The organism is Stenotrophomonas sp. UBA7606 (genome assembly GCF_002477705.1).
Lineage (GTDB): Bacteria > Pseudomonadota > Gammaproteobacteria > Xanthomonadales > Xanthomonadaceae > Stenotrophomonas.
On the sequence record NZ_DLJW01000128.1, the window covers coordinates 1 to 25,689 of the forward strand.

General features: G+C 64.5%; 24 protein-coding genes. 18 read left to right on the forward strand and 6 right to left on the reverse strand.

Features of this window, described 5'->3' with window-relative positions:
- The first annotated feature begins 118 nt into the window (after positions 1-118).
- The 10 genes from B2527_RS17370 (at position 119) to B2527_RS17415 (ending at position 9,354) form a co-directional block, all read left to right on the forward strand.
- On the forward strand, positions 119-445 hold the full coding sequence (locus tag B2527_RS17370; RefSeq protein WP_293716620.1) for a YerC/YecD family TrpR-related protein: 327 nt from the start codon (positions 119-121) through the stop codon (positions 443-445).
- 9 nt (positions 446-454) lie between these two features.
- Positions 455-1,366, forward strand: coding sequence for an ATP phosphoribosyltransferase (hisG, locus tag B2527_RS17375; RefSeq protein ID WP_293716622.1), 912 nt, complete (start codon positions 455-457; stop codon positions 1,364-1,366).
- The gene (hisD, locus tag B2527_RS17380) at positions 1,363-2,658 is read left to right on the forward strand and encodes a histidinol dehydrogenase (RefSeq protein WP_293716624.1); all 1,296 of its coding nucleotides are present in this window, start codon (positions 1,363-1,365) and stop codon (positions 2,656-2,658) included. Before hisG ends, hisD begins: the two co-directional genes overlap by 4 nt.
- Entirely contained in the window at positions 2,655-3,737 is a 1,083-nt protein-coding gene (gene hisC, locus B2527_RS17385) for a histidinol-phosphate transaminase (protein WP_293716626.1), read from the forward strand. The genes hisD and hisC overlap by 4 nt, the downstream gene beginning before the upstream one ends.
- Positions 3,734-4,807: a bifunctional histidinol-phosphatase/imidazoleglycerol-phosphate dehydratase HisB gene (gene hisB, locus B2527_RS17390; RefSeq protein WP_293716628.1), complete on the forward strand. Its 1,074-nt coding sequence runs from the start codon at positions 3,734-3,736 to the stop codon at positions 4,805-4,807. Before hisC ends, hisB begins: the two co-directional genes overlap by 4 nt.
- The gene (hisH, locus tag B2527_RS17395) at positions 4,804-5,403 is read left to right on the forward strand and encodes an imidazole glycerol phosphate synthase subunit HisH (RefSeq protein ID WP_293716630.1); all 600 of its coding nucleotides are present in this window, start codon (positions 4,804-4,806) and stop codon (positions 5,401-5,403) included. The genes hisB and hisH overlap by 4 nt, the downstream gene beginning before the upstream one ends.
- A complete protein-coding gene (hisA, locus tag B2527_RS17400) occupies positions 5,400-6,134 on the forward strand; it encodes a 1-(5-phosphoribosyl)-5-[(5-phosphoribosylamino)methylideneamino]imidazole-4-carboxamide isomerase (protein ID WP_293716632.1) in 735 nt (244 codons plus the stop codon). Before hisH ends, hisA begins: the two co-directional genes overlap by 4 nt.
- Positions 6,128-6,904 carry an imidazole glycerol phosphate synthase subunit HisF gene (gene hisF / locus B2527_RS17405; RefSeq protein WP_293716634.1) on the forward strand — a complete coding sequence of 259 codons (777 nt, stop codon included), beginning with the start codon at positions 6,128-6,130 and terminating at the stop codon, positions 6,902-6,904. The genes hisA and hisF overlap by 7 nt, the downstream gene beginning before the upstream one ends.
- Positions 6,894-7,532, forward strand: coding sequence for a bifunctional phosphoribosyl-AMP cyclohydrolase/phosphoribosyl-ATP diphosphatase HisIE (gene hisIE / locus B2527_RS17410; protein ID WP_293716636.1), 639 nt, complete (start codon positions 6,894-6,896; stop codon positions 7,530-7,532). Before hisF ends, hisIE begins: the two co-directional genes overlap by 11 nt.
- A gap of 298 nt (positions 7,533-7,830) precedes the next feature.
- Positions 7,831-9,354 (forward strand): calcineurin-like phosphoesterase C-terminal domain-containing protein, encoded by a 1,524-nt coding sequence (locus B2527_RS17415; protein WP_293716638.1) that lies wholly within the window; start codon positions 7,831-7,833, stop codon positions 9,352-9,354.
- A gap of 273 nt (positions 9,355-9,627) precedes the next feature.
- Here B2527_RS17415 and B2527_RS17420 read toward each other — a convergent pair whose 3' ends face one another.
- From B2527_RS17420 to B2527_RS17445, 6 genes are all read right to left on the reverse strand, one after another.
- The gene (locus tag B2527_RS17420) at positions 9,628-10,584 is read right to left on the reverse strand and encodes a C13 family peptidase (protein WP_293716640.1); all 957 of its coding nucleotides are present in this window, start codon (positions 10,582-10,584) and stop codon (positions 9,628-9,630) included.
- A gap of 371 nt (positions 10,585-10,955) precedes the next feature.
- A complete protein-coding gene (locus B2527_RS17425; protein ID WP_293716642.1) occupies positions 10,956-11,591 on the reverse strand; it encodes an AAA family ATPase in 636 nt (211 codons plus the stop codon).
- Between the two features lie 3 nt (positions 11,592-11,594).
- Complete coding sequence (locus B2527_RS17430) at positions 11,595-11,939, reverse strand: type II toxin-antitoxin system prevent-host-death family antitoxin (protein ID WP_293716644.1); 345 nt, start codon at positions 11,937-11,939, stop codon at positions 11,595-11,597.
- A 401-nt stretch (positions 11,940-12,340) separates the two neighbouring features.
- On the reverse strand, positions 12,341-13,945 hold the full coding sequence (locus B2527_RS17435) for a pseudouridine synthase (protein ID WP_293716646.1): 1,605 nt from the start codon (positions 13,943-13,945) through the stop codon (positions 12,341-12,343).
- A complete protein-coding gene (gene scpB, locus B2527_RS17440) occupies positions 13,946-14,788 on the reverse strand; it encodes an SMC-Scp complex subunit ScpB (RefSeq protein WP_293716648.1) in 843 nt (280 codons plus the stop codon). It lies immediately after the preceding gene.
- 16 nt (positions 14,789-14,804) lie between these two features.
- Entirely contained in the window at positions 14,805-15,707 is a 903-nt protein-coding gene (locus tag B2527_RS17445; RefSeq protein ID WP_293716650.1) for a segregation and condensation protein A, read from the reverse strand.
- Between the two features lie 350 nt (positions 15,708-16,057).
- On the opposite strand from B2527_RS17445, the gene B2527_RS17450 reads away from it, so the two are divergent.
- From B2527_RS17450 to B2527_RS17485, 8 genes are all read left to right on the forward strand, one after another.
- Positions 16,058-16,357: a YciI family protein gene (locus B2527_RS17450; RefSeq protein ID WP_293716652.1), complete on the forward strand. Its 300-nt coding sequence runs from the start codon at positions 16,058-16,060 to the stop codon at positions 16,355-16,357.
- Complete coding sequence (locus tag B2527_RS17455) at positions 16,354-16,632, forward strand: BolA family protein (RefSeq protein ID WP_293716654.1); 279 nt, start codon at positions 16,354-16,356, stop codon at positions 16,630-16,632. Before B2527_RS17450 ends, B2527_RS17455 begins: the two co-directional genes overlap by 4 nt.
- A gap of 137 nt (positions 16,633-16,769) precedes the next feature.
- Entirely contained in the window at positions 16,770-17,786 is a 1,017-nt protein-coding gene (locus tag B2527_RS17460) for a LacI family DNA-binding transcriptional regulator (protein WP_293716656.1), read from the forward strand.
- Positions 17,787-17,869: 83 nt separating this feature from the next.
- Complete coding sequence (locus B2527_RS17465) at positions 17,870-20,908, forward strand: TonB-dependent receptor (RefSeq protein ID WP_293716658.1); 3,039 nt, start codon at positions 17,870-17,872, stop codon at positions 20,906-20,908.
- Positions 20,909-21,072: 164 nt separating this feature from the next.
- Entirely contained in the window at positions 21,073-22,641 is a 1,569-nt protein-coding gene (locus B2527_RS17470; protein WP_414717125.1) for a glucoamylase family protein, read from the forward strand.
- Between the two features lie 25 nt (positions 22,642-22,666).
- Positions 22,667-23,932 (forward strand): sugar ABC transporter substrate-binding protein, encoded by a 1,266-nt coding sequence (locus B2527_RS17475; protein ID WP_293716682.1) that lies wholly within the window; start codon positions 22,667-22,669, stop codon positions 23,930-23,932.
- The gene (locus tag B2527_RS17480; protein ID WP_293716661.1) at positions 23,929-24,810 is read left to right on the forward strand and encodes a carbohydrate ABC transporter permease; all 882 of its coding nucleotides are present in this window, start codon (positions 23,929-23,931) and stop codon (positions 24,808-24,810) included. Before B2527_RS17475 ends, B2527_RS17480 begins: the two co-directional genes overlap by 4 nt.
- Complete coding sequence (locus tag B2527_RS17485; RefSeq protein ID WP_293716662.1) at positions 24,807-25,658, forward strand: carbohydrate ABC transporter permease; 852 nt, start codon at positions 24,807-24,809, stop codon at positions 25,656-25,658. Before B2527_RS17480 ends, B2527_RS17485 begins: the two co-directional genes overlap by 4 nt.
- Positions 25,659-25,689 lie beyond the last annotated feature (31 nt).

The following is a 25,689-nucleotide window of genomic DNA, read 5'->3' on the forward strand; positions in this document are numbered from 1 at the left end:
CTCGGCTGGGGCCTGCCCGGCAAAGCTTTGGCCGAGCATGACTCGGCTCTACAGGAAGCAGGTTTGACTCATGGCTCGCTTCGCACTAATGTATTAGCACGCTATTACATTGATACAAATGAAAACACGTCAGGAAACCGAACGAGACAAGGCCGCCGATGCCGCGCTGAAAGCGCTGGCGCGTGCCTTTGCCGCCCTCGACAAGCCGCAGGAAGCGCAGGCCTTCCTGCGCGACCTGTGCACGCCCGCGGAGCTGGAAGCCATGGCCGACCGCTGGCGGGTGGTGCCCTTGCTGCGCAAGGGCGTTCCTTACCGTGAGATCTACGACCTGACCGGGGTGAGTGTCACCACCATCGGCCGGGTTGCGCGCTCGCTCGAGCATGGTGCCGGTGGCTATGCCGCCGCCATCGACCGCCTCGCCACGCGCAAGTCCGAATCCAACTGAGATAAACCCATGAGTGCTTCAACCACCGCCCCGGCACGTGACCGGTTGCGTATCGCCATCCAGAAGAGCGGCCGCCTGGCCGATCCCGCGCGCAGCCTGCTGGCCGCCTGTGGCCTGAGCTGGCGGCAGAGCCGCGACAAGCTGTTCTGCTTCGGCGAATCGTTGCCGGTGGATCTGCTGCTGGTGCGTGACGATGACATCCCCGGGCTGATTGCCGACGGTGTCTGCGACCTCGGTGTGGTGGGTCTGAACGAACTGGACGAGCAGGCCAAGGCGCGCCGCCAGATCGGCTTGCCCGATGCCTACCAGCCGCTGCGCGGTCTGGGCTTCGGCTCCTGCCGGCTGATGATCGCGGTGCCGGAAGACTGGGATTGGCAGGGCGTGCAGATGCTGCAGGGCAAGCGCATCGCCACCAGCTACCCGGCCATCCTGGCCGCTTGGCTGAAAGAAAAAGGCGTGGATGCGCAGGTGGTGGAGCTGTCCGGGTCGGTGGAAATCGCGCCGAAGCTGGGCACCGCCGAACTGATCTGCGATCTGGTTTCCAGCGGCGCCACCTTGGCCGCCAACCAGCTCAAGCCGGTGGAGACGTTGTTGGAGAGTGAGGCGGTACTGGCCGGGCCGGTACACGAGTTGGACGACGCCCGCGCCGGCCTGATGGCGATGCTGCTGCGTCGTCTGGATGGCCTGAGCAAGGTGCAGGACCAGAAGCTGCTGATGTTCTCCGCTGCCGAAGACCGGGTGGACGAACTGGCGCGCCTGCTGCCCGACGCCGAGCCGCTGCTGCGGCTGCCGGGGCAGGGCGATGCGGTGCGCCTGCAGACCATGTGCAGCGGCGCACTCAGCTGGCAGCGGCTGGAAGAACTGGAACGCGCTGGCGCCCAGGGCTTGATGGTATTGGCGGTGGAGAAGTCGCTGGTATGAACATCCTCGATTGGAATGCGTTGGATGCAGACGCCCAGGCGCGCGCCCTGACCCGTCCGGTGCAGACCGTTGCCGCGCAGACGCGTGCCTCGGTTGCCGAACTGATCGACCAGGTACGCAGCCGCGGCGACGCGGCGTTGCGTGATATCACCGAGCGTTTCGACGGTGTTGCGCCGGAGCGGTTTGAAGTGAGCGAAGCCGAGTTCGCAGCGGCCGAGCTGGCGGTACCGGCGGCGCTGCATATCGCGATGCAGCAGGCGGCCGATCGCATCGACCGCTTCCACCGCGCCGGTATGGCCCAGCCTTACAGCGTTGAAACCGCGCCCGGCGTGGTCTGTGAAAAGGTCATCCGCCCGATCGCGCGGGTTGGCCTGTATGTGCCGGCAGGCAGCGCGCCGCTGCCGTCGACGGCGCTGATGCTGGGTGTGCCGGCCAAGCTGGCAGGGTGCCGCGAAGTGGTGTTGTGCACGCCGCCGCGCAAGGACGGCAGCGCCGATCCGGCCGTTCTGGTGGCCGCACGCCTGACCGGTGTGCACCGTGTGTTCAAGATTGGCGGTGCGCAGGCGATTGCCGCCCTGGCCTACGGCACCGAGACCGTTCCTTCCTGCGACAAGCTGTTCGGGCCGGGCAACAGCTTTGTGACCGAAGCCAAGCAGCAGGTTGCGCAGGCCGGCGCCGCCGCCATCGATATGCCGGCGGGCCCCTCGGAAGTGCTGGTGATTGCCGATGCCGGTGCCAACCCGGCATTTGTCGCCGCCGATCTGCTGTCGCAGGCCGAGCACGGCCCGGATTCACAGGTGCTGCTGCTCTGCGACGACGCGGCGATGATTGCCGCGGTACAGGACGAAGTGGAGGCCCAGGTTGCCCAGCTTGCCCGTGAGGCCATCGCACGGCAGGCGCTGGGCAGCTCCTTGCTGGTCAAGGTCGCGTCGATTGCCCAAGCCTTCGAGATTTCCAACCGTTATGCGCCCGAGCACCTGATCCTGGCGCTGCGTGAGCCACGCCAGTGGCTGGACAAGGTGGAAGCGGCAGGTTCGGTTTTCCTCGGCGACTACACGCCCGAAGCGCTGGGCGATTACTGCTCCGGCACCAACCATGTGCTGCCCACCGCGGGTGCCGCGCGCGCCTATAGCGGCGTCAGCGTGGCCAGCTACCAGAACCAGATCAGCGTGCAGGCCGCAAGTCGCGAGGGCATTGCCGGTATCGGCCCCTGTGCCTTGACCCTTGCCCGCGCCGAAGGCCTGGGCGCCCACGCCAATGCCGTCGCGCTGCGACTGGGGGTTGCGCCGTGAGCACCGTGTTGGACCTGGTCCGCGATGACCTGCGCGACTTTGGCGGCTACTCGTCGGCACGCAGTGCCAAGCTGCAGGGCGAGATATGGCTCAATGCCAATGAATCGGCCTGGGCCAATCCCGGCGACCCGGCCGCCAGTTGCCGGCGTTATCCGGATCCGCAGCCGCAGGCATTGCGTGAGCGCCTGGCCGGCCTGTACGGCTGCCAGCCGGAGCAGCTGTTGATCGGCCGCGGCAGCGATGAAGCCATCGACCTGCTGGTGCGCGCCCTGTGCGTGCCGGGCCGCGACGCGGTGCTGTACACGCCGCCGGTATTTGGCATGTATGCGGTCAGTGCCCGCTTGCAGAATGCGCCGGCGCTGGAAGTGCCCTTGCTGGACACCGAGGCCGGGCTGGTGGCCGATATCGACGCCATCATCGCCACCGCAAAACAGGGCAATGCCAAGCTGGTTTTCCTGTGCTCGCCGTCCAACCCCGGCGGCCTGAGCATTCCGCTGCAGCAGGTGCAGGCCGTGGCCGAAGCGCTGCGCGGGCAGGCGCTGGTGGTGGTGGATGAGGCCTATGCCGAGTTTGCCGATGAGCCGTCCGCTACCAGCCTGATGGAACGCTTTGACAACATCGCGGTGCTGCGGACCCTGTCCAAGGCACATGCGCTGGCCGCTGCGCGCATAGGCTGCGTGATTGCCGATGCCGCCTTGATCGCGGTATTGCGCCGCTGCCAGGCGCCGTACCCGATTCCCACGCCTTGTTCGGCACTTGCTCTTGCCGGCCTGGAAGATGCTGCACTGGCGCAGACCCGCGCCCGCATCGCGATGGTGCGCAGCGAACGTAACCGTCTGCGCATCGCCTTGTCGCTGCAGCGCTGTGTACGCCATGTTTACGGCTCGGATGCGAACTTCCTGCTGGTCCGTTTCAACGACGCGGAGGCAGCCTTCCAGGTCTTGCTGAAGGCCGGTGTGGTGGTGCGCGACCAGCGCGCCGCGCCGCAATTGCACGACGCCCTGCGCATCACTCTGGGCACCCCTGAACAGAACGACCGCGTCCTCGACGCACTTGCCACGCTGGAGCTTGCCGCATGACCCCCATTCTGTTCGTCGATCGCGATGGCACCCTGATCGAGGAGCCGGCCGATTTCCAGATCGATGCCTACGAGAAGATCCGCTTCGTCAAGAACGTGATCCCGGCCATGCTCAAGCTGCGCGATGCGGGCTACCAGTTCGTCATCGTCTCCAACCAGGACGGCCTGGGCACGGAAGGCTATCCGCAGGCCAGTTTCGACGGCCCCAATGACTTGATGCTGCAGATCTTCGCCAGCCAGGGCATCACGTTCCGCGACGTGCTGATCGACCCCAGCTGGCCGCAGGACAACAGCCCCAACCGCAAGCCGGGCATCGGCATGATGGTTGGCTACCTGCAGGACCGCAACATCGATTGGGCGCGCTCGGGCATGGTCGGTGACCGCCCCACCGATATCCAGTTTGCCGACAACATGAAGATCCGTGGTTTCCAGCTGCGCACCGAACAATTCGGCGGTGAGTGGGATTGGGATGCCATCGCCCACGAGCTGGCTGACGCCCCGCGCCGCGCCACGGTGCAGCGCGACACCAAGGAAACCCAGATCCGCGTATTCGTCGACCTGGACAAGGTGGCCAGCTCGAAGATCAACACCGGCCTGCCGTTCTTCGACCACATGCTGGACCAGATCGGCCGTCACGGCGGTTTTGCGCTGGAAGTGGAAGCCAAGGGCGACCTGCACATCGATGAGCACCACACCATCGAGGACACTGGCCTTGCGCTGGGCCAGGCGCTGCGTGAAGCGCTGGGTGACAAGCGCGGCATCGGCCGCTATGGCTTCACCTTGCCGATGGATGAAACCCTGGCCAGCGCCGCGCTGGATTTCAGCGGCCGCCCGTACTTTGTGTTCGAAGGCGATTTCAAGCGCGAGCGGGTGGGCGACATGCCGACCGAGCTGGTGCCGCATTTCTTCCGCTCGCTGTGCGATGCCAGCGGGTTGAACCTCAACCTCAAGGTGGAAGGCGACAACGACCATCACAAGGTGGAAGCCTGCTTCAAGGCACTTGCGCGCGCCTTGCGCCAGGCCATCCGCAAGGAAGGCACCGAGCTGCCTTCGACCAAGGGGGCCTTGTGAGCAGGGTAGGGCTGGTTGATGCCGGCGGCGCCAACCTGGGCTCGGTGCGCTATGCGCTGGAGCGCTTGCAGGTGGACGTGCAGATGGTGCGCGCGCCGGCCGACCTGGCTGGGCTGGAGCGGGTGATTCTGCCCGGCGTCGGCGCTGCTGCCGAAGGCATGAAGCGCCTGCGCGCGCAGGGCCTGGTGCAGCCGCTGCGTGAACTGCAGGTGCCCTTGATGGGGATCTGCCTGGGCATGCAGTTGCTGTTCGAGCGCTCGGAAGAGGGCGATGTGGAATGCCTGGGCCTGCTGCCCGGTATTGTCCGCCGCCTGCATCCCGGTGTCGGCGTGCGCGTGCCGCATATGGGCTGGAACAAGCTGTTGGCGCTGCGCGAGTCGCCCTTGCTTGCGGGCGCGCCGTTGGGTTCCAGCGCCTATTTCGTGCACAGCTACGCCGCACCGGTGACCTCGGACACGGTGGCCGCCTGCCATCACGGTGGGCTGTTCACCGCGGTGGTACAGCGTGGCCGCTTGTGTGGCGCGCAGTTCCATCCCGAGCGTTCGGCCGGGCCGGGCGCACGCATCCTGCAGAACTTTCTCGAGATTGCCGCATGAGTTTCACTGTCTACCCCGCGCTGGATATCCGTGATGGCCGCGTCGTGCGCCTGCTGCAGGGCGACTATGCCAAGCAGACCACCTACGGCGACGATGCCTTGCCGCGCGCGCAGGTGTTTGCCAACACCGGTGCCCGTTGGATGCACCTGGTCGATCTGGATGCGGCCAAGGCCGGTGGTTACACGCTGGCGCCATTGCTGCAGCAGATCGCCGCCACCACCTCCCTGAAAGTGCAGACCGGCGGCGGTGTGCGCGGCCGCGACGATGTTGCCCGCATCCTGGAGGCCGGCGCCAGCCGCGTGGTGATTGGCTCACTGGCGGTGCGCCAGCCCGAGCAGGTGCTGGAATGGCTGGCCGAGTTCGGCCCCGAGCAGCTGACCATCGCGCTGGATACGCGCCAGGGCGAGGACGGCGTGTGGCGCCTGCCGGTGCACGGCTGGACCGAAACCGCCGACGTGACCCTGGACGAACTGGCCAGCCGCTATGCGCAGGCCGGCATGCAGCATCTGCTGTGCACCGATATTTCCCGCGACGGCATGCTCTCAGGCCCCAATATCGAACTGTACGCACACCTGGCCAAGCTGCTGCCCGGCGTTGCCGTGCAGGCCTCGGGCGGCGTGCGTGATGCCGACGACATCCGCGCGGCCAAGGCCGCCGGCTGCGGCGGCGCGGTGCTGGGCAAGGCACTGCTGGAAGGGCGCCTGCAACTGGACGAGGCCTTGTCATGCTGAGCCGCCGCATCATTCCCTGCCTGGACGTGCGCGAAGGCCGGGTGGTCAAGGGCGTCAAGTTCCGCGATCACATCGACATGGGTGATATCACCGAGCTGGCGCTGCGCTACCGCGACCAGGGTGCCGACGAGCTGGTGTTCTATGACATCTCCGCCAGCCCGGAAGGGCGCTCGGTGGACCGCGCCTGGATCGAGCGCGTGGCGCGGCTGATCGACATCCCGTTCTGCGTGGCGGGCGGCATCCGCGATGTGGAAACCGCGCGTGCCGTGCTCAATGCCGGTGCCGACAAGATTTCCATCAATACGCCGGCACTGGAGCGCCCGCAGCTGATCGAAGAGCTGGCTGACGCCTTCGGCCAACAATGCGTGGTGGTGGGCGTGGATTCGATCCGTGAGCCTGACGGCCAGTGGCGGGTGCGCTCCTACACCGGCGACCCGGCCAAGACCCGCGCCGAGGCCCGGCTGACCCTGGATTGGCTGCGCGAGGTGCAGCAGCGCGGCGCAGGTGAAATCGTGCTGAACTGCATGGACAGCGATGGCGTGCGCAAGGGGTACGATATTGCGCAGTTACGCCAGGCCCGGGCGTTGTGCACGGTTCCGCTGATCGCCTCTGGCGGCGCGGGTACGCCGCAGCATTTCGCCGATGTGTTCGAACAGGCTGACGTTGACGGGGCTTTGGCCGCCAGTGTGTTCCACTCGGGCGCCATTGCCATTCCGGAACTGAAGCAGTTCCTGCGCGAACAACAGATCGAGGTTAGGGATGTCTACTGAATTCAAGCCGGTTGATCCGGCTGCGCTGGACTGGGAAAAGGTCAACGGCCTGATCCCGGTCATCATCCAGGACGAAGCCACGCTGCGCGTGCTGATGCTGGGCTATATGGACCGGCAGGCGCTGGAAACCACGCGCAGCAGCGGCAAGGTCACCTTCTTCAGCCGCAGCAAGAAGCGCCTGTGGATGAAGGGCGAAACCTCCGGCAACCACCTGGATCTGGTGGACATCCGCAGCGACTGCGACAACGACACCTTGCTGGTGACCGTGCGCCCGCACGGGCCCACCTGCCATACCGGCAGCACCAGTTGCTTCAGCGCAGCCCCGGGCAACTTCCTGGGCGCGCTGGATGCGCTGGTGAAGCAACGCGAGCACGACCGCCCGCTCAACAGTTATACGACCAAGCTGTTCGAGAAGGGCGCGCGGCATATCGCGCAGAAGGTGGGCGAGGAAGGCGTGGAAACCGCGCTGGCCGGTGTGGTGCAGCGTGACGACGAGCTGCTGGGCGAATCGGCCGACCTGCTGTTCCACCTGATCGTGCTGCTGCGCGCACGCGGCCTGTCGCTGGACGACGCCACCGCCGTGCTCGAAGAGCGCCACGCCAAGGCCGCTGAAAAAGCCGTCAGCTGAGCAACTGTAGTGCCGAGCCATGCTCGGCAGGGGCCTTCCCAGAAATCCCCGTAGTGCCGAGCCATGCTCGGCAGGGGCTCTACCGGTAACGCCCAGCCGATGCCGCGTAGCACCGTAGCCCGGGTAAGCGCAGCGCACCCGGGGCTCTCCTCGTACAGCTCCCGGGTGCGCTGCGCTTACCCGGGCTACCGTGGTTGATGAGCGCGATCCCTGCCAGCGACGGCTCGCCAGCTGGCGCAACCCCACTGCAGCATCCCGGGGCGATAATGGCCACCTGCCTTTCGCCGCCGAGGACACCATGCGCCCATCCCTGCTGACCGCCCTGTTGCTGGCCTGTGCGCCGTTTGCGGCTGCCGCTTCCTGCGTCGAGGGCGCGGTATTCCTCGACAGCAATGGCAATGGCCGGCAAGACGCCGGCGAAAAGCCCTTGTCCGGCATCCGTGTCTCCGACGGCGAGCACATCGTCAGCACCGGCAAGGATGGCCGCTACCAACTACCGGGCTCCAGCCAGCCCAATATCTTCATCATCAAGCCGGCCGGCTACAGCGCGGCCAAGCGCAGCGACGGCCAGCCCGATATCTGGCGTCCGCAGGCGGGCGAGGGTGATGCCCAGTGCCGCGCGTTTGCGCTGCAGCCCGACAAGCATGCCCCCAGCAGCTTCCAGGCCTTGCTGGTGGCCGACAGCCAGACCAGCAGCGCGCTGGACGTGAGCTACTTCGAGCGCGACATCATCGAGCCGCTGCGTGGCAAGCACCAGGCACGCCTGGGCATGACCCTGGGTGATATCACCAATGACGACCCCAGCCTCTACCCGGCGCTGACCAAGGCGGTCACCTCGCTGGGCGTGCCGTGGCTGCATGTGCCCGGCAATCACGACATGGACCTGGGCGCCAGCAGCGACGCCGATTCGCTGGCCAGCTTCCACCGCCAGCTTGGCCCGGATACCTACGCCTGGGAAGAAGCATCGATGGTGTTCATCGGCATGGACGACATCATCGCCCAGCCCGGGCAGAAGCCTGCTTATGTCGGCGGTCTGCGCGAGGATCAGTTCGCCTTCCTCGAGGCCTACCTGCCGACCATTCCGAAGGACAAGCTGGTGGTGCTGGGCTTCCACATCCCCTTGTTTGACCATGTTTACCGCGCGGAAGATCGGGCCCGTCTGTTCAAGCTGTTGGAACACGTACCTCACCCCTTGATCGTCAGCGGCCACACCCATAACCAGAGCCAGAAGTTCTGGGGCGTGCCGGACGGTTGGAACGGCGCCAAGCCGTTGCACGAATACAACGTCGGCGCTGCCTGCGGCGCGTTCTGGTCCGGGGTGAAGGATGCGCAGGGCATTCCTGATACCACGATGGCCGACGGCACGCCCAATGGCTACGGCCTGCTCAACATCCGCCCGCAAGGCCAGTACAGCGTCGAGTATCGCGTCGCCCGCGCGCCGGCAGATCAGCAGATTGCTCTGCATGCGCCCAAGGTGCTGCGCCAGGGGGCCTACCCGGCCTGGGGCATCTACGCCAACGTGTTCATGGGCTACGAAGGTTTGCCGGTGGAGTTCCGCGTAGACGGCGGCGATTGGCAAGCGATGAAGCAGGTGCTGCAGCCGGACCCGCGCCTGCTGGTCGAGAACATCGCCGACGACCTGGCCACGGCACTGCGCGGCTACGACCGCTCGCCGGAAGCCGTGCCGTCCAGCCACCTGTGGCGCGCGGCGTTGCCGACCAAGCTGGCCGAGGGTGAGCACGAAGTGGAAGTTCGGGCGGTGTTGAACGGTGTTCAATACCTGAGCAGTACCCGCTACCGCCTGCAGACTGCCAGCCCCTGAACAACGCTGGATGGCTGTGCTTTCCCGAACCTTCCGGTGCGAGCATTCCAGGTGGCCCGAGTGATCGCACTATCGCCCGGGTAAGGCATGGCGCGCCCAGGAAACAGGGGCGATCCAACCGCGCGCATGCTCCAGCAATGCTTTGGCGTGGGTAAGCACAACGCTAGCGGGTGACTCGATGGCTCCAATAGCGTCGGGTGCCTGGTAATGTGCAGAGCCGCGCCGATCGATCCTCGGTTACTGGGCCACAGCATTCTGGTCGTTGGCAGCGCCCTATTTGTGATTGCTGGCGTTGTTCGAGCTGTCCGAGTGCACGGGGTGCACGAACGGGTAGGGCACCGGCGCGGTTTCAGGTAGGCCGGCTCGCCAGCGTGCCAGAACCTGCTCGACCTGCTTGCCGCTCTCAAACTGCGGCACGGACGGCTGCTCGCCTTCTTCCCGCTCGCGCCTGCGCACTGTAGTGGCTGCCAAGTCGAATGCCTGGGTGAGATCGGTTGTTGTATTCAAGGCCTCAACCAGGAACGCACGACCGAACCATGTCGCACTGTCGGTATTGCCGCAGCCGAACGACGGCCGGTCGCGGCGGGCAGCGGTAATCACCGTGTGTCTTGGCGAGCGCAAGGCCTGGATGAAGGCCCCTGAATAACAGGCAGATACCACCACCACGGCGTTGCCGATACCGGCATTGTCGAGCATTCGGGCCAGCTCGTTCGGTGCCAGGTATTCCTCCTGCCCAGGGCCGGTGTGCAGATAGACGCTGTTGTCGTCCAGGCCGTGGCTGCTCAGGTAGAGGAACAGCACGTCCTCTTCCGGATCCAATACCTTGCCTAGTGCGTCGAGTGACTGGCCGATGCTCTGGCGCGTAGCGAGCGGCATGGGCGCATCGCCCTTGGCGCTGGCCGGGTGGTTGATCAGGCTGATCATCCGCCCATCGGCATTCCAGCGCTTGGCCGAGAGTTGCCGTAGATAGAGCACCTCATTGCGGAACACATCCTCATCGGCGTCCCCGGCAATGCCGAGGATGTACATGTCGGGGGTACCGGGCCTTTGGACGGGCAGGCGTGCTATTTCAGCCTCCAATAGTGCCGCTTGCTGGTTTGCCTGCTTTGTACCTGATTGGGGTTTGCCGGCAGATAGCGCGTTGCCGGTGGTCAGGATGATGATCAGGGTCGCTACAGCGATTGTTCGCAGATGGGACGACGGGCGGAAGGTGGGCAGCAGAATGGGCATGGCGGCGTCCTTGCGGGGTGGGTTAAGCGTTGCAGGGTGGTGCGCGTCATGCAATATGGCGCCGGGCATAAGCCCGCTTCCACAACTGAGCTGCGCCAATTGCTCGGTTTTTCCATTTGGTGTTTGGGGTGCAGGGATGAATTCGCAGGCGAACCAGGCCGAGCCATGACCTGGATGACGGAAGTGGGGTGTTTGACGATCCACTGGTTCCTGGTCAGGCCACGCAGGAAGTACCGCCAAGCTGCCCGTGATTGCGCATGCCCTGCTTCAGCCGATAGATGCCGATGTCAGGCTCAAAGGACTTGAGGGGATCGCAGGCGAGGCGCGAGTGATCGTTGTTGGCCAGGTGCACGTGTTCCCAACAGCTGCCTTTAATCCTGTTCCGCAACCGGAAACGCCTTCAATGCCGCCCACACCACCGGCTTTGCCCATTCGGGTACCTGTGCGAACTCTTCCTGTTCGGTCGGGCAGAGAATGCGGCCGCGGTCCACTTCCAGTACCAGCAGGGGTTCCACCTGACCCTCGGCATCCGGCGGGCGGCTGTTGTCGTAGACGTGCAGGGTGGTGAGGTGCGGCAGCAGTTCGATCAGGTTGAGGCGTGAGCTGTCGTAGCGCTGGCGGATTTTTTCCTCGGGGATGTCATGGCCGCCATTGGCGACACGTTCGGCAACGCGTTGCAGGTGCAGCTCAATGCTTTCCAGGCCGCAGAACCAGACCGTGACTTCATGCTGTTGGCAGGCCTCGCGCAGCAGCTTGGGAATGGTGTTGGCGCCGAGCGTGGTTTCGAATGCGTAGTCCCGGTTGTCGGCCATGGCTGCGCGCAGGCGGCGGGTGCCTTCCTGCCACGCGGTAGCGTTGGCGTCCTGCAGGGGCCAGCCGCGATCCACCAGCTGCCGTGTGAATGCGTCCGGATTGAACCACGTGGCGCCGTCGTGCTGCAGCAGCATGCCCAGCAGCGAGCTCTTGCCGGCGCCGTTGACGCCGGCCAATACCAGAATCCGTGCCACCGCTTAGAGTGACTTGCCCGGGGTGAGTTTGATGCCGCGGCGGGCAGGGCGGGCCAATGCCTTGGCCAAGCCGGGGCCGTCATTGAGCACACTCAGGTGGGCATCGAACTCTGCCTGTAGCTGCTTGAGCGACTGGGCGCGCTGGGTGGCTTCGGACGCCCCGGCGGCCTGGCTGACCAGGCGCTGGTATTCCTCTGCCGAGACCACCACCGCCTGCGGATGGTTGTGGTTGGTGACCACCACTGCGCCGAGTTTGGCGACCTTGCGCATCAGCTCCGGCCAGCCCTTGGCCTTGACGTCGCTGGCGGGCGTCTTTTCCAGGTCCAGCAGGTTCAGGGAGAGGTCCATGGCGGGCGTCCTTGGGTGGGTATTTGGAAAATATCCCAAATTTCTCTAAATGGGAAATTTGGGATATTTATTGTTCAGGTGGGGTGGGGTCGAGGGTGTGGGGCGTGGGGCGTCAGGGATTGCGTTTGTTTGTGCTGGCTTCGAGATTCGGGTCGTAGGCGTGGCGCAAAGCTTGAAGCCTAAAGCGGCCCTCACCCCAACCCCTCTCCCGCAAGCGGGAGAGGGGCTCATGTCCCCCAACTCCCGCTCCGCGCCCCAGTCCGGGCGTTCGATGAGCAGCGAACCAGTGGTTCGCAAGCTGCTTCTCTCACCCCGTAAGCGGGAGAGAGGCTTTGGAACGCAGAACGCCCGGTGCAGTGCACCGGGCGTTCTGTTGTCTCAAGCATCAGCAGAGGCGTGGATCAGCCGCCGCGCGGGCCGCGGTTGCCGCCGCCACCCGGACGACCACCGCCACCGGGGCGGCCTGCGCCGCCGGGGCGGTTGCCACCCGGGCGCGGGCCGCCGGCCGGGCGTGCACCCGGGCCACGGTTGCCGCCGCTCGGGCGATTGCCGGCCGGACGTGCGCCGTACGGGCTGAAGCCCGGGTTGGCGTGGTCGGACGGGAAGCTCGGGGCATTGCCCGGATGACCATAAGGGTGCTTGCGCTGCTGGCCCTGGCCTGCGCCCTGGCCACCTGCACCGCCGCGGCCGGCACCGGCTGCGCCACCCGGGCGCGGCTTGCCGTAGGGGCGCGCCTGGCCATCAGCCGCGGCGCCGCGGCCCGGGCCGCGGTTGCCACCGGGGCCACGGCCTGCGCCGGGGCCTGCATTGCGGTGGCCGCTCGGGCCGGTGCTCACGCCGTCCGGCACGTACCAGGTGCGGAACGCGGCCGGGTTGCCTTCCGGCAGGCTGCGGTCGCCGCTGGGCTTGCGCTGCTTGAACGGCTTCTGCGACTGCTTGGCTGCGGCTTCACCGCTGACCGTCAGGCCGCCCTTGTTGAAGCCGCCACCCTTGCCACCACGGCCACGGCCGCGGTCTTCGCGGACGTTGTCGAAGCGGCGCAGTTCGCGGCCTTCGTCGGCAGTGTTGTGGCCGTTGACGTAGGCATTGCCACGGCTGCCCTCGCGCGATACGCGCAGTGCGGTCTTGGCGGCGCGGCGCTGGCCGATCACCGGCTGCAGGGTCAGTGCCGACGGGGTGCCTTCTTCCAGCTTCAGCTGGGCGCGCAGCGCCTCCACCTGCTGGGCCGGCAGCTCGACGGACTGGCCGCGCAGCAGTTCGCGCGGCAGTTCGATCTTGCCGTAACGGGTGCGCTTCAGGCGGCTGACCTGGCAGCCCTGCGATTCCCACAGGCGGCGCACTTCACGGTTGCGGCCTTCCTTCACCACCACGCGGAACCAGTCGTGCGAGTCGGTGCCGCCGATGCGTTCGATCTCGTCGAACTTGGCCGGGCCGTCTTCCAGCGCGACGCCACGGGCGAGGCGGTCAACGATGTTGTCCGGCACCTTTTCTTCGCCTTCCGGGGCGCGCACGCGCACCACGTACTCGCGCTCCACCTCGAACGAGGGGTGCATCATCGCGTTGGCGAGTTCGCCATCAGTGGTGGCCAGCAGCAGGCCGGTGGTGTTGATGTCCAGGCGGCCGATCGCGATCCAGCGTGCGCCCTTGAGCGGCGGCAGCGCCTCGAACACGGTCGGGCGGCCTTCGGGATCGTCACGCGTGGTGACTTCGCCTTCGGGCTTGTTGTAGATCAGCACGCGCGAGGGATCGGTCAGCGCGCTGGCAACAAAGGCGCGGCCGTCCAGGTCGATCTTGTCGCCGCTCTTGATCGACTGGCCGGTCTGGGCGGTTTCACCATTGACCTTGACCAGGCCGTCGGCGATGCGCTGTTCCAGCGCACGGCGCGAGCCCAGCCCGGCCTGGGCCAGGACCTTGTGCAGGCGTTCTTCAAGCTTGGGCTGTTCGGTGCTGGCTTCGCGCTTGAGCGAGAGCTTGTTCAACGACAGCTTGCGGGGGGTGTCACTCATCTATTTGCTCCGGCCGGCGTTTTCTGCGTCGGCCTCAGGTTCGGGATCGGCTTCGTCAACAGCCACGGTCGTCGTCGCGACGGCGATGTTTCCGGTGTCTTCCACTTCCGCCGCGCGCTCTCCCGGCGCGGCGTCGGGTTCGCCCGTGAGGGCGGTGTTGCTGGCCGGTTCGTCGGAGCCATCGGGTTCCGGCGTATCGGCGGTATCGGGGTTGTCTGCCGTGTTGGCGGCGTCGCCATCGGGCGTGGCGGCAACGGCGGCAAGCGGGGCGGCCGGTTGGCCGTCGCCGTCCAGCGGCAGTTGCGGTTCCAGCTCGCCGATGTCACGCAGTTCGGACAATGGCGGCAGTTCGTCCAGGCGCTTGAGCCCGAAGTAATCCAGAAAGCCCTTGGTGGTGCCGAACAGGGCGGGCTTGCCGGGCACGTCGCGATGGCCAATCACGCGGATCCATTCGCGCTCTTCCAGTGCCTGGATGATGTTACTGCTCACCGCCACGCCGCGCACCTGCTCGATTTCGCCACGGGTGATGGGCTGTCGGTAGGCAATCAATGCCAGGGTTTCCAGGGTGGCGCGGGTGTAGCGGGTCTTGCGCTCGGTCCACAGCCGGGACACCCAGCCGTGCACCTCGTTGGTGATCTGGAAGCGGAACCCGGAGGCTACCTCCACCAGCTCCACGCCACGCCCGCTGCAGCCTTCGCGCAGCAGCTCCAGGGCGCGCTCGATGCTGCCCGGCGGTGCCGGCTCGTCTTCCGGAAACAGACCCTGCAACTGCGCCAGGGTCAGCGGCTGGCTGGATGCCAGCAGCGCGCCTTCGACTATGCGGTTGATCAGTGGTTGATCCATGCGTCCTGTGGCTTGTTCAGGCGGGGTCGGTGGCGTCGGCATCATCGAACTCGCTGGAGAACGACAGCGGTGCGTTGGTGTTGCCGGCGGCGAGGGACTTCACGTAGATCGGGGCAAGCGGTGCTTCCTGCACGATGTCCAGCAACTGCTCCTTGGCCAGTTCCAGCATGGCCAGGAAGGTCACCAGCACGCCGAGTCGTCCTTCCTCGGCACTGAACAGCGATTCGAAACGGTAGAACCTGCCATCTTCCAGATGGCTGAGCATCTCGCCCATGCGCTGGCGCACGCTCAGCGCCTCGCGCTTGATGGCGTGGCCGCTGAACAGCTCGGCGCGCTTGAGCACGTCGTGCAGCGCCATCAGCATTTCCTTCAGTTCCACCGGCGGCGGCAGCTTCACCGCGGCATGCTCGGGCACGAAGGCATGGGCCATGCTGGTGTCGCGGTCCTGGCGGGGCAGGCTGTCGATGTCTTCGGCAGCCTGCTTGAAACGTTCGTACTCCTGCAGCCTGCGCACCAGTTCGGCGCGCGGGTCTGCCTCGTCACCCTCCACGCTGGGCGGGCGTGGCAACAGCATGCGTGACTTGATCTCGGCCAGCATCGCGGCCATCACCAGGTATTCGGCGGCCAGCTCGAAGCGCAGCTCCTGCATCACGTTGATGTACTCAACGTATTGCTTGGTGATCTCGGCCACCGGGATATCCAGGATGTCCAGGTTCTGCCGGCGGATCAGGTAAAGCAGCAGATCAAGCGGGCCTTCGAAGGCATCGAGGATGACTTCCAGCGCATCCGGCGGGATGTAGAGATCCTGCGGGATCTGCAGTACCGGCTGACCATGCACCATCGCCAGCGGCATTTCCTGCTGCTGCGGGGCATGGGGCGGCGCTGGCGGGTTCGCGACGTGCGCGAGTTCGGAAGTCATCAGGTCGACATTGGTATTGCGAGCCTTACGCGCCCCGGGGTTACGGCCCGGGATGGTTCCTGCCCTTGAGTATTGCGATCCATGCGCGCTGGCCGGCGCGCTTCCACACATCAACAACACGGCGCGCCGCAGACACGCGGCACATCTATCCAACGAGGAGGTCGTCTACGCGGTCCGGGAGAGGTCTGCGTCGGTTGAACGACGGGGCGCCGGGGCCTGCCGTCGCACCGAGCCGCTACTGGCCGGCTGCGTGCAATGGCGTAAAGAGTAATCGCCGGGTAGGGGCCATGTCCAGCGTTGTGACGCTAGACTTGTGGTCTTTCCATTCAGCGGACAAGGAGAATTTGCCCGTGTGGTACGTGATTGAAGGCCATGATGGCGAGCAGGTACTGGCTGCGCGCATGCAGGCCAGGGCGGCACATCTTGATCGGCTAAAGACATTGTTGGCCGAAGGCAGGCTGCTTCTGGCCGGTCCCTGTCCTGCCATTGACGCCGAGGACCCGGGTGAGGCCGGTTTCAGCGGCAGCGTGGTGATTGCCAGCTTCGAAGACCTGGCCGCTGCCCGTGCCTGGGCTGACGCCGATCCCTATGTGGCTGCCGGGGTCTATGTTCGGGTGGATGTGCGGCCGTTCCGCAAGGTGCTGCCATGAACCGGTTGGAGCGTATCCGGCTGGCGCTGGAGGCGGCCCTGGCCCCGCAATTGCTGGAGGTCGAGGACGACAGCCACCGCCATGCTGGCCATGCCGGTGCTCGTGATGGCCGTGGTCACTTCAATGTGACGGTGGTCAGCGAGGCGTTTGCCGGCAAGCCGCCCTTGGCGCGGCACCGTACGGTGTATGCGGCGTTGGGGGAAATGATGCAGACCGATATCCATGCCCTGTCCATCAAGGCATTGACCCCGGCCGAACACGCCGGGCTGGGCTGAACGGAAACCGGCCGGGGAGGGCAGGCTGAATGGACAGGCGATGTCTTTTTGAGACATCGTCCAGTAACAAACTGTTTACACAGTATCCTGAAAACGTTTACAGTCGGGCCCGACCCCGAATTGCGGAGGGCACGGCGGTGGCGAAGTCGGCAATCACCATCAAGGATGTTGCCAGGGAGGCGAATGTCTCCGTTGCCACCGTGTCGCGCGCGCTCAATGGCCACGACAATGTCGCCGAGCCGGTGCGCAAACTGGTGCGGGACGTGGCCAAGCGGCTGCGCTATACCCCGCACGCGGCTGCCCGCAGCCTGAGCAGCCGCAGCACCCAGACGCTGGGGGTGGTGCTGCCGGATCTCTACGGCGAATTCTTTTCCGAACTGATGCGCGGCATCGACGGTGTGGCAACTGCCCACCGTTGGCACCTGCTTGTGTCCAGCTATCACGGCGATGCGCAGCAGCGCGGCGCGGTGCTGCAGGCCATGCGTGGCCGCGTGGATGGCGTGCTGGTGCTGTCGCCCTATGCCGGCGACACCGAGGCGCTGGTCGAAGACCTGCCCGATATTCCCTGTGTGCTGATCAATACGCCGTTGGCAGATGCGGCGTTGCCGGTTTTCAGTGTGGACGATCACGCCGGTGCGATGGCGATGACCCGGCACCTGCTGGCATCGGGCTACCGGCGCATCGCCTTCATCGGCGGCCCGGAGCGCAACCACGATGCCCAGCAGCGCCTGCGCGGCTTTCGCGAGGTGATGGCGGCGGCGGGGGCCCAGGCCACGGCGATAGAACTGCCGGGCGCGTTCGATGAGGCATCCGGCCACCAGGCCGGGCTGGCCCTGCTGGCGCTGCCGGAGTTGCCGGACGCGGTGTTTGCCGCCAACGACATGATGGCGCTGGGGTGTCTGTATGCACTGCAGCAGGCGGGCGTGCGCGTGCCTGCGCAGGTGGCGGTGGCGGGCTTCGACGATATCCCGCTGGCACGGTTCGTTCACCCGTCCTTGACGACGATGCAGGTGAGCATCGCAGGGCTTGGTGAGCAGGCAATGACGCATCTGCTGCAATTGATCCAGGACCCGCAGGCGACGCAGGCGGCGGGTCTGATGTTGGTTCCAAGCCTTGTCGTGCGGGGCTCCACGGCCCAGCGCGATCCCGTTTAGACACGCCAACCCGGCATAGACCGGGCGGACCGACAACCCCGTTATTCAACGGCTCCATGCCGCCACCTTGGGAGAGGTGAAACATGAAACAGATTGCCAGGACATCCACGCCCACACGAAAGCTGCTCAGCTGCGCGCTGGCCAGTTGCCTGTTGCTGGGTGCTGCACCGGTGTTCGCACAAAGCACCGGCGCCACCATCCGCGGCCAGGTGATGGCGGATTCGGCCCCCGCCGCGCAGGCGCAGGTCACTGCAACCAATATCGCCACCGGCCTGACCCGCAGCGTGCAAAGCACGGCCAATGGCGGCTATTCGTTGGCCGGCCTGCCGCCGGGTACCTATAAGGTGGATGTGAATGCCGGTGGCAAGACCACCACCCAGAACATCACCGTGGCCGTGGGCCAGACCGCCACCGTCAACCTGGGCGTGGGCGGCGTGGCGGAAACCGCTGGCGGTGCGGCGACCACGCTGGATGCGGTGCAGGTGACGGCGCAGGCCGTGGTGGAGACCAAGACCTCGGAAGTGGCTACCTATGTCAGCCAGCGCCAGATGGAGGCGCTGCCGCAGGCATCCCGCAATTTCCTTGCGTTTGCCGACACCGTACCCGGCATGGTGTTCGAGACGCGTTCCAACAGCACCAGCCAGCTGAAAAGCGGTGCGCAAAGCGCCAATGGCGTGAACGTTTTCATCGATGGTGTCGGCCAGAAGAGTTACACGCTGGCAGGCGGTATCAGCGGGCAGACGCAGAGTCAGGGCAATCCATTTCCGCAGCTGGCGATCGGTGAATACAAGGTAATCACCTCCAATTACAAGGCGGAATACGACCAGATCAGCAGCGCGGCGGTGACCGCGGTAACCAAATCCGGTACCAACGAGTTCCATGGTGATTTCTTCTGGGACAAGACCGGCATCCGTGATTGGCGCGAATCCACCCCTATCGAGGATAAGCAGGGCTTCAAGAATCCTTCCGGCGAAACGCAGTACGGTGCTGCTTTTGGTGGCCCCATCGTCAAGGACAAATTGTTCTTCTTCGTCACCTATGAGGGCAAGGAGTTCGAGCGCCCGCGCACCGTGCGTACCGATGATTCGGTCAATGGTGCGGCGTTGATCCCGGAACTGGCGCAGTATCTGGTTTCCACCAGCGTGCCGTTCAATGAGGACCTGTGGTTTGGCAAGTTGACGTGGCAGCCAGGCGATGCGCACCTGTTCGAGCTTTCGACCAAGCGTCGCAGCGAGTCGGAGATCACCGATATCGGTAACGGTACCAACTCCGTGCAGTCCGGCAAGACCAACGACAACGACAGCACTCGTTATGACCTGCGGTATCAGTTCAACAGTCTCAACTGGTTGAACGATGCGCACCTCACCTACGAAGACGACACCTTTAATCCCCGTGCGATGTACCTGACCAATGGGCAACGCTATGCGGCCTGGACGCAGGGACCGAATCCTTCGGAAATCGGAACGTTCATCCATCTGGGCGGCGGCGCCGACTTCCAGAACAAGGGACAGAAGGGCTGGGGCTTCCAGGATGACCTGACCTTCATGGGCTGGGAGCGCCACACCATCAAGATGGGTGTGAAGTTCAAAAGCATCGATCTGAATTCCTTCGAACAGCAGCCATACAATCCGCAGTTCCGCTACGACTACTACGCCAACCTGCAGGCCGGTAACACCAGTGTCGCCGACATGGTGCCGTACGAGGTGCAGTTCGCGCCGAGCTATGCGGGCGCCCGCAATATCGAGTCCAAGAACAAGCAGTACGGTATCTACATCCAGGACGACTGGGATGTGACCGACAAGCTGCAGTTGAACCTTGGCTTGCGCTATGACTACGAAACATCGTCCAGTTTCGAGGACTTCGTCACCCCGCAGGGCGTGGTGGATGCATTGCGGGGTTGGGCCAACGTCAACAATCCCAATGTGGACTATGACTACAACGACTACATAAGCACCGGCAAGAATCGCAAGCCGTTCAAGGACGCCTGGCAGCCGCGGCTTGGTTTCTCATATGACTTGTTCAACGACCAGCGGCACGTGATCTTCGGTGGCGTAGGCCGTGCCTACGACCGTAACGTGTTTGATTACATCGCGCTGGAGCGCTCAAAGGGAGCTTTCCCAAGTTTCACCTACAGGTTCAATACGCCGAACCACCCCTGTGACGTGGGTGTTGGCAATTGCATAGCGTTCGATCCGTCGTACTACGACCGTGAGAACCTGTATGCGCTGATCGCCGGGCCGTCGCGGGCGGGTGCAGAAGTGGACCTGATCAACAATGACCTCAAGGTTCCGTATTCGGACCAGGTGAGTCTGGGCATGCGCAACATCGTCCAGGTCGGCGGGCAGGACTGGAATACGTCCGCCGCCGTCGCCTACATCGAGAGCCATGACGGCATTCTGTTCACCCTTGGCAACCGTCGTGCCGATGGTAGCTACCATGGCCCGGGTGCATCCTTCGGCAGTTCGCCGTGGGGAGATCCGCTGCCCGGCTATGGCAACATCATCAAGGCGGACAACGGTGTTGAAACACGCATCACGCAGGTTCTGCTTTCTGCCGACAAGCCGTTTACCAGCGAGTCGCCCTGGGGCGTGACGCTGGCCTATACCTATAGCGATGCAAAGGAGAACCGTGGCAACGCGGCCAACAGCGACGAGCATTATTCGTTCGATTATCCCAATTTGGACGATGTCGCTTTCGTGCCATCGGTCGGCATTTCCAAGCACCGCTTTGTTGCCACCGGCATTGTCGAGTATTGGGGCTTGCAGTTCTCAGCCAAGCTGACCGTGGCTTCCCCGCCGGGCAAGGACTCGCTGAACTGCTATTTCGTGGATGGTTGCAACAACGGCTATTTCGAGACGCTGTATTTCAGCCCCTCGCGCCAGCGACAGTTGGATCTGGCCATCCAGAAGGAATGGGATACCGGTACTGACCTGAAGTTGCGGGTCCGCGGTGATGTGTTCAACGTCACCAATGATCGCAGTTACACCAACTTCAATACCAACCGTGGTGACTACCAGAACGGTGTGGCGGTCCCCAATCCAAACTTCGGCAAGCGTAGCAACGACGAGATCCTGGCCAACCTGCCCAGGACGTTCAAGCTTTCATTTGGTTTGCACTGGTAACGCTGTGCCCCGGCTGCCGCACTGGCAGCCGGGGCATTGCGCAGGATCGATGCAGGTGTGTCGCGGGATTGCGACGGTTCGTTCTCACAACTCTGGATGTCGTCTTGAGCATGTCATTTTCTCCGCGGGTTCTGGTTGGTGTTGCCGGTGGTTGCTTGCTTGCCTTGCTGGGAGGCTGCGGCAAGGCGCCGGAGCCGGCCATGCCCAAGGTATTGCCGCAGGTGATCCTGATCGAGGCCAATCTGCCACCGCGCCCGATGAAGCCGGAGCTGCCGCCGCTGTTCGATGACATCGAGCGGCGCACCTTCCAGTTCTTCTGGGACACCACCAACGAGCAGAACGGGCTTACCCCGGATCGCTATCCGTCACGCCCGTTCGCCAGCGTAGCGTCGGTAGGCTATGCCTTGACCGCCTATCCGATCGGCATCGAGAACGGTTGGGTCAGCCGCAGCCAGGCGGTGGACCGCACGCTGCTGACGCTCAGGTTCTTCCGTGACCTGCCCAGCGGCCCGCAACGCACCGGCAAGGGTGGCTACAAGGGTTTCTATTACCACTTCCTCGACATGCAGGAAGGCCGCCGCTATGACAGCTGGGTGGAACTGTCCAGCGTGGATACGGCGTTGTTGCTGATGGGCGTGTTGTTCGCGCAGTCGTACTACGACGGCGACGATGCACGCGAGAAAGAGATCCGACAGATTGCCGACACCATCTATAAACGCGTTGACTGGCCGTGGCTGCAGCGCAACAAGCCGCTGGTGTCGATGGGCTGGTTCCCGGAGAGCGGTTTCATCCAGCATGACTGGATGGGCTACAACGAGGCGATGATGCTGTACATCCTGGCCCTGGGTTCACCGTCACATCCGGTGGAGCCGGATGCCTGGACGGTATGGACGCGCACCTATGACAACGACTGGGGCGTATACCAGGGGCAGGAATACCTGTCGTTCGGGCCCTTGTTTGGCCACCAGTACAGCCACGTCTGGATCGATTTCCGCGATATCCAGGACCCGTACATGCGCGAGCGCGGCATCGACTACTTCCTCAACAGTCGTCGCGCTACGCTGGCCCAGCGTGAGTACGCCATCGAAAACCCGATGCAGTGGAAGGACTACGGCGAGAATGTCTGGGGTCTGACCGCAGGCGATGGCCCACAGAACACCACCCAGGAATACAAGGGTGAGCAGCGCCAGTTTCGCCACTACTCATCGCGTGGCGCCGGCCTGCGCGAGAACTTCGACGACGGCACGATCGTGCCGTCGGCGGCGATTTCTTCGTTGCCATTTGCCCCGGAAGTGGTCATTCCCACCACGGTGGAAATGCACAAGCGCTACGGTGACTACCTGTACTCCAGCTATGGATTCCTGGATTCGTTCAACCCCAGCTTCAACTACGACATCCCGCTGAAGACCGGTCGCTTGATCCCCGACCGCGGCTGGGTTGCAAGCGACTACATCGCTATCGACCAGGGCCCGATCCTTGCCGGTATCGCCAATTACCGCAACGATTTCGTCTGGGACGTGATGAAAAAGAACCCGTACATCCGCAAGGGCTTGGAGCGGGCGGGGTTCACCGGTGGCTGGTTGGCACCGGAAGGCAGCTTCCAGCCGCTGCAGAAGGACGAACAGGCGGCCTCCGCGCGGGCGGCCGGCATTGCCGAATCCCGTGCGGCCGCCGCCGCCGAGCAGAAGGCCGCTACACAGCAACCGGCGGGCTCGCGGCCGCAGCAGCAGTGAGCCCGTGATGAGGCGTCTGCTGGCCATGTTTGCCCTGCTGATCCTGCTGGCTAGTTGCAAGCCGGCGCAGCAGGGCACCACCTTGCGGTTCTGGGCGATGGGCCGCGAGGCCGAGGTGGTGGGCGAGTTGATCCGCGAGTTCGAGGCGGAAAACCCGGGCATCCGCGTCGAGGTACAGAACATTCCCTGGACGGCGGCGCATGAAAAGCTGCTCACCGCCTATGCGGCCGATGGCTTGCCCGATGTCTGCCAGCTGGGCAATACCTGGATTGCCGAGTTCGCCACCCTGCAGGCGTTGGAGCCGTTGCAGGCGTATGTGGATGCGTCGCACACGGTGCAGCAGCAGGACTATTTTGCCGGTATCTGGGACACCAATGTGGTCGAAGGCCAATTGGTGGGTGTGCCGTGGTATGTGGATACGCGCCTGTTGTTCTACCGCAAGGATCTGCTGCGTGCGGTGGGGTATTCGCAGCCGCCGCGCACCTGGGCCGAGTGGGAGCAGGTCAATGCGGCCTTGAAGCAGCACATGGGCGACCGGGGCTATCCGGTGCTGATGCCGCTCAATGAGTTCGAGCCGCAGCTTTCGTTCGCCCTGCAGCAGCAGGACCCCTTGCTGCGCGATCATGACACCCGTGGCAATTTCCGCAGTGCCGGTTTCCGCCGCACGTTGGCGTTCTACGACAACATGTTCCAACAGGGGTGGGCCCCGAAGATGTCGGAGACGCAGATCTCCAACGTCTGGGATGAGTTCTTCCGTGGCTTCACCGCGTTCTATCTGTCCGGCCCCTGGAATATCCGCGAGTTCCGCCAGCGCCAGCCTGCCGGGCTGGAAGGCGAGTGGGGCACGGCGCCGTTGCCTGGGCCCGGGGGGCCGGGTGCCGGCATTGCCGGCGGTACCAGCCTGGTGGTGATGCGCTCCTCGCAGCAGAAGCAGGCGGCCTGGAAGCTGATCGAGTTCCTGTCGCGGCCGGACATCCAGCAACGGTTCTACACGATCATTGGCGACCTGCCGCCGCGCCGCAGTGCCTGGCAGTCAGCGGAGTTGACCGGTGATCCACTGACGGCGGCGTTTGCCGACCAGTTGGAGCGGGTCAAGCCCACGCCCAAGGTGCTGGAGTGGGAACGCATCGCCCAGCAGATGCGGGTAGTGACCGAGCAGGTGGTGCGTGGTGGCTTGCCGCAGGACAAGGCCGTACAACAGCTGGACCAGCAGGTGGACGACATCCTTGCCAAGCGCCGCTGGATCGTCGAACAACAAGCTGCGGGCAATGCTGCGGAGGGGCACCCATGAAACAGCGTTCGCTGGCAGGTTGGGTGTTCGCGGCACCGGCCTTGATCGTGATCGGCCTGTTCTTCGGGGTGCCGGTGCTGTCAGCCTTGGCGCTGAGCCTGACCGACTTCGATCTCTATGCCTTGGCCGACACCCGCAACCTGCGCTTCGCCGGCCTGGACAACTACATCGACCTGCTGCAGACGCCGATGTTCTGGAAGTCGCTGGGCAACACTGCGTACTTCGTGGTGATCGGCGTGCCCTTGTCCATCGCGCTGTCGCTGGGTGCGGCGTTGCTGCTGAATGCGCCGGCGGCGCGGTTCAAGGCCTTGTTCCGCACCGCGCTGTTTGCGCCGGTGGTGACCACGCTGGTGGCGGTGGCGGTGATCTGGCGCTACCTGTTCCATACCCGCTATGGGCTGGTGAACTGGGGGCTGGGGCAGGTGGGCATCAATCCGGTGGATTGGCTGGGTGACCCGCGCTGGGCCATGCCCACCATCATCCTGTTCGCGGTGTCGAAGAACTTCGGCTACAACATGGTGATCTTCCTGGCAGGCCTGCAGGCGATCCCCAGGGACTTGTACGAGGCAGCACGCATCGACGGCGCCTCGCGCTGGCAGCAGTTCCTGCACATCACCCTGCCAATGCTGGGGCCGGTGCTGCTGGTGGTGGGCGTGATCACCGTTTCCGGTTATTTCCAGTTGTTTGCCGAGCCCTATGTGATGACCCGTGGTGATCCGCTGCAGAGTACGGTCAGCGTGCTGTATTTCATGTTCGAGGAAGGCTTCAAGTGGTGGAACCTGGGCCGCGCATCGGCCGTGGCCTTCCTGCTGTTCCTGATCATCCTGGCGGTGACTACGGTGATGCTGCGCGTGGGCAAACGCAAGGAGCTGGTATGAGCCGGGCAGGCACAGGGCGCGAGATCGGCCAGTCGCGGTGGCATGGCTGGTGGGTGAACGCCGGGTTGGTGCTGCTGGCGATGGTCAGCCTGGCGCCATTGGCGTGGATGGTGTCGGTGTCGTTCATGCCCAGCGGCCAGGCTTCGCAGTTTCCGCCGCCGCTGCTGCCCTCGCAGTCAACGCTAGCCAATTATCACGCGCTGTTCGCGCGTACCGGCATGGGGCGCAACTTCATCAATAGTCTGCTGGTGTCGGTGGGTATCACGTTGGGGTCATTGCTGTTCAATACCCTCGCCGGTTACGCATTCGCCAAGCTGCGCTTTGCCGGCCGCGAACGGATCTTCCAGACCTTGCTGGCCGCGCTGGTGATCCCTGCGCAGGTGGCGATGCTGCCTCTGTTCCTGCTGATGAAGCAGATGGGGTTGGTGAATACCTTTGGTGGCGTAGTGGTGCCGGCATTGGCCAGCGTGTTCGGCATTTTCCTGGTGCGCCAGTACGCGCGCTCCATACCCGATGAACTGCTGGAGGCTGCGCGCATTGATGGTGCCAGCGAGGCGCGGATCTTCTTCCAGATCGTGCTGCCCATGCTCAAGCCGGTACTGGTGACGCTGGCGATCTTCACCTTCATGGGCGCCTGGAACGACTTCATGTGGCCTTTGATCGTGCTGACCGACCAGGAGCACTACACCTTGCCGGTGGCGCTGGCCAGCCTGTCACGCGAGCACATCATGGACGTGGAAATGATGATGGCCGGTGCGGTGGTTACGGTGCTGCCGGTATTGCTGTTGTTCCTGGTGTTGCAACGCTATTACATCCAGGGGCTGCTGCTGGGCAGTGTCAAAGGCTGACTGGTACTTCCTTCTGCAACCAAGCGCGTTG

Coding starts and splice junctions, on each gene's coding strand:
- B2527_RS17480 (WP_293716661.1), top strand. CDS start 23,929: ATGAAACAGCGTTCGCTGGCAGGTTGGGTGTTCGCGGCACCGGCCTTG.
- B2527_RS17475 (WP_293716682.1), top strand. CDS start 22,667: ATGTTTGCCCTGCTGATCCTGCTGGCTAGTTGCAAGCCGGCGCAGCAG.
- B2527_RS17485 (WP_293716662.1), top strand. CDS start 24,807: ATGAGCCGGGCAGGCACAGGGCGCGAGATCGGCCAGTCGCGGTGGCAT.
- B2527_RS17420 (WP_293716640.1), bottom strand. CDS start 10,584: ATGCCCATTCTGCTGCCCACCTTCCGCCCGTCGTCCCATCTGCGAACA.
- hisD (WP_293716624.1), top strand. CDS start 1,363: ATGAACATCCTCGATTGGAATGCGTTGGATGCAGACGCCCAGGCGCGC.
- hisG (WP_293716622.1), top strand. CDS start 455: ATGAGTGCTTCAACCACCGCCCCGGCACGTGACCGGTTGCGTATCGCC.
- hisIE (WP_293716636.1), top strand. CDS start 6,894: ATGTCTACTGAATTCAAGCCGGTTGATCCGGCTGCGCTGGACTGGGAA.
- B2527_RS17370 (WP_293716620.1), top strand. CDS start 119: ATGAAAACACGTCAGGAAACCGAACGAGACAAGGCCGCCGATGCCGCG.
- B2527_RS17445 (WP_293716650.1), bottom strand. CDS start 15,707: ATGACTTCCGAACTCGCGCACGTCGCGAACCCGCCAGCGCCGCCCCAT.
- hisB (WP_293716628.1), top strand. CDS start 3,734: ATGACCCCCATTCTGTTCGTCGATCGCGATGGCACCCTGATCGAGGAG.
- B2527_RS17415 (WP_293716638.1), top strand. CDS start 7,831: ATGCGCCCATCCCTGCTGACCGCCCTGTTGCTGGCCTGTGCGCCGTTT.
- scpB (WP_293716648.1), bottom strand. CDS start 14,788: ATGGATCAACCACTGATCAACCGCATAGTCGAAGGCGCGCTGCTGGCA.
- hisF (WP_293716634.1), top strand. CDS start 6,128: ATGCTGAGCCGCCGCATCATTCCCTGCCTGGACGTGCGCGAAGGCCGG.
- B2527_RS17430 (WP_293716644.1), bottom strand. CDS start 11,939: ATGGACCTCTCCCTGAACCTGCTGGACCTGGAAAAGACGCCCGCCAGC.
- B2527_RS17455 (WP_293716654.1), top strand. CDS start 16,354: ATGAACCGGTTGGAGCGTATCCGGCTGGCGCTGGAGGCGGCCCTGGCC.
- B2527_RS17435 (WP_293716646.1), bottom strand. CDS start 13,945: ATGAGTGACACCCCCCGCAAGCTGTCGTTGAACAAGCTCTCGCTCAAG.
- hisA (WP_293716632.1), top strand. CDS start 5,400: ATGAGTTTCACTGTCTACCCCGCGCTGGATATCCGTGATGGCCGCGTC.
- B2527_RS17465 (WP_293716658.1), top strand. CDS start 17,870: ATGAAACAGATTGCCAGGACATCCACGCCCACACGAAAGCTGCTCAGC.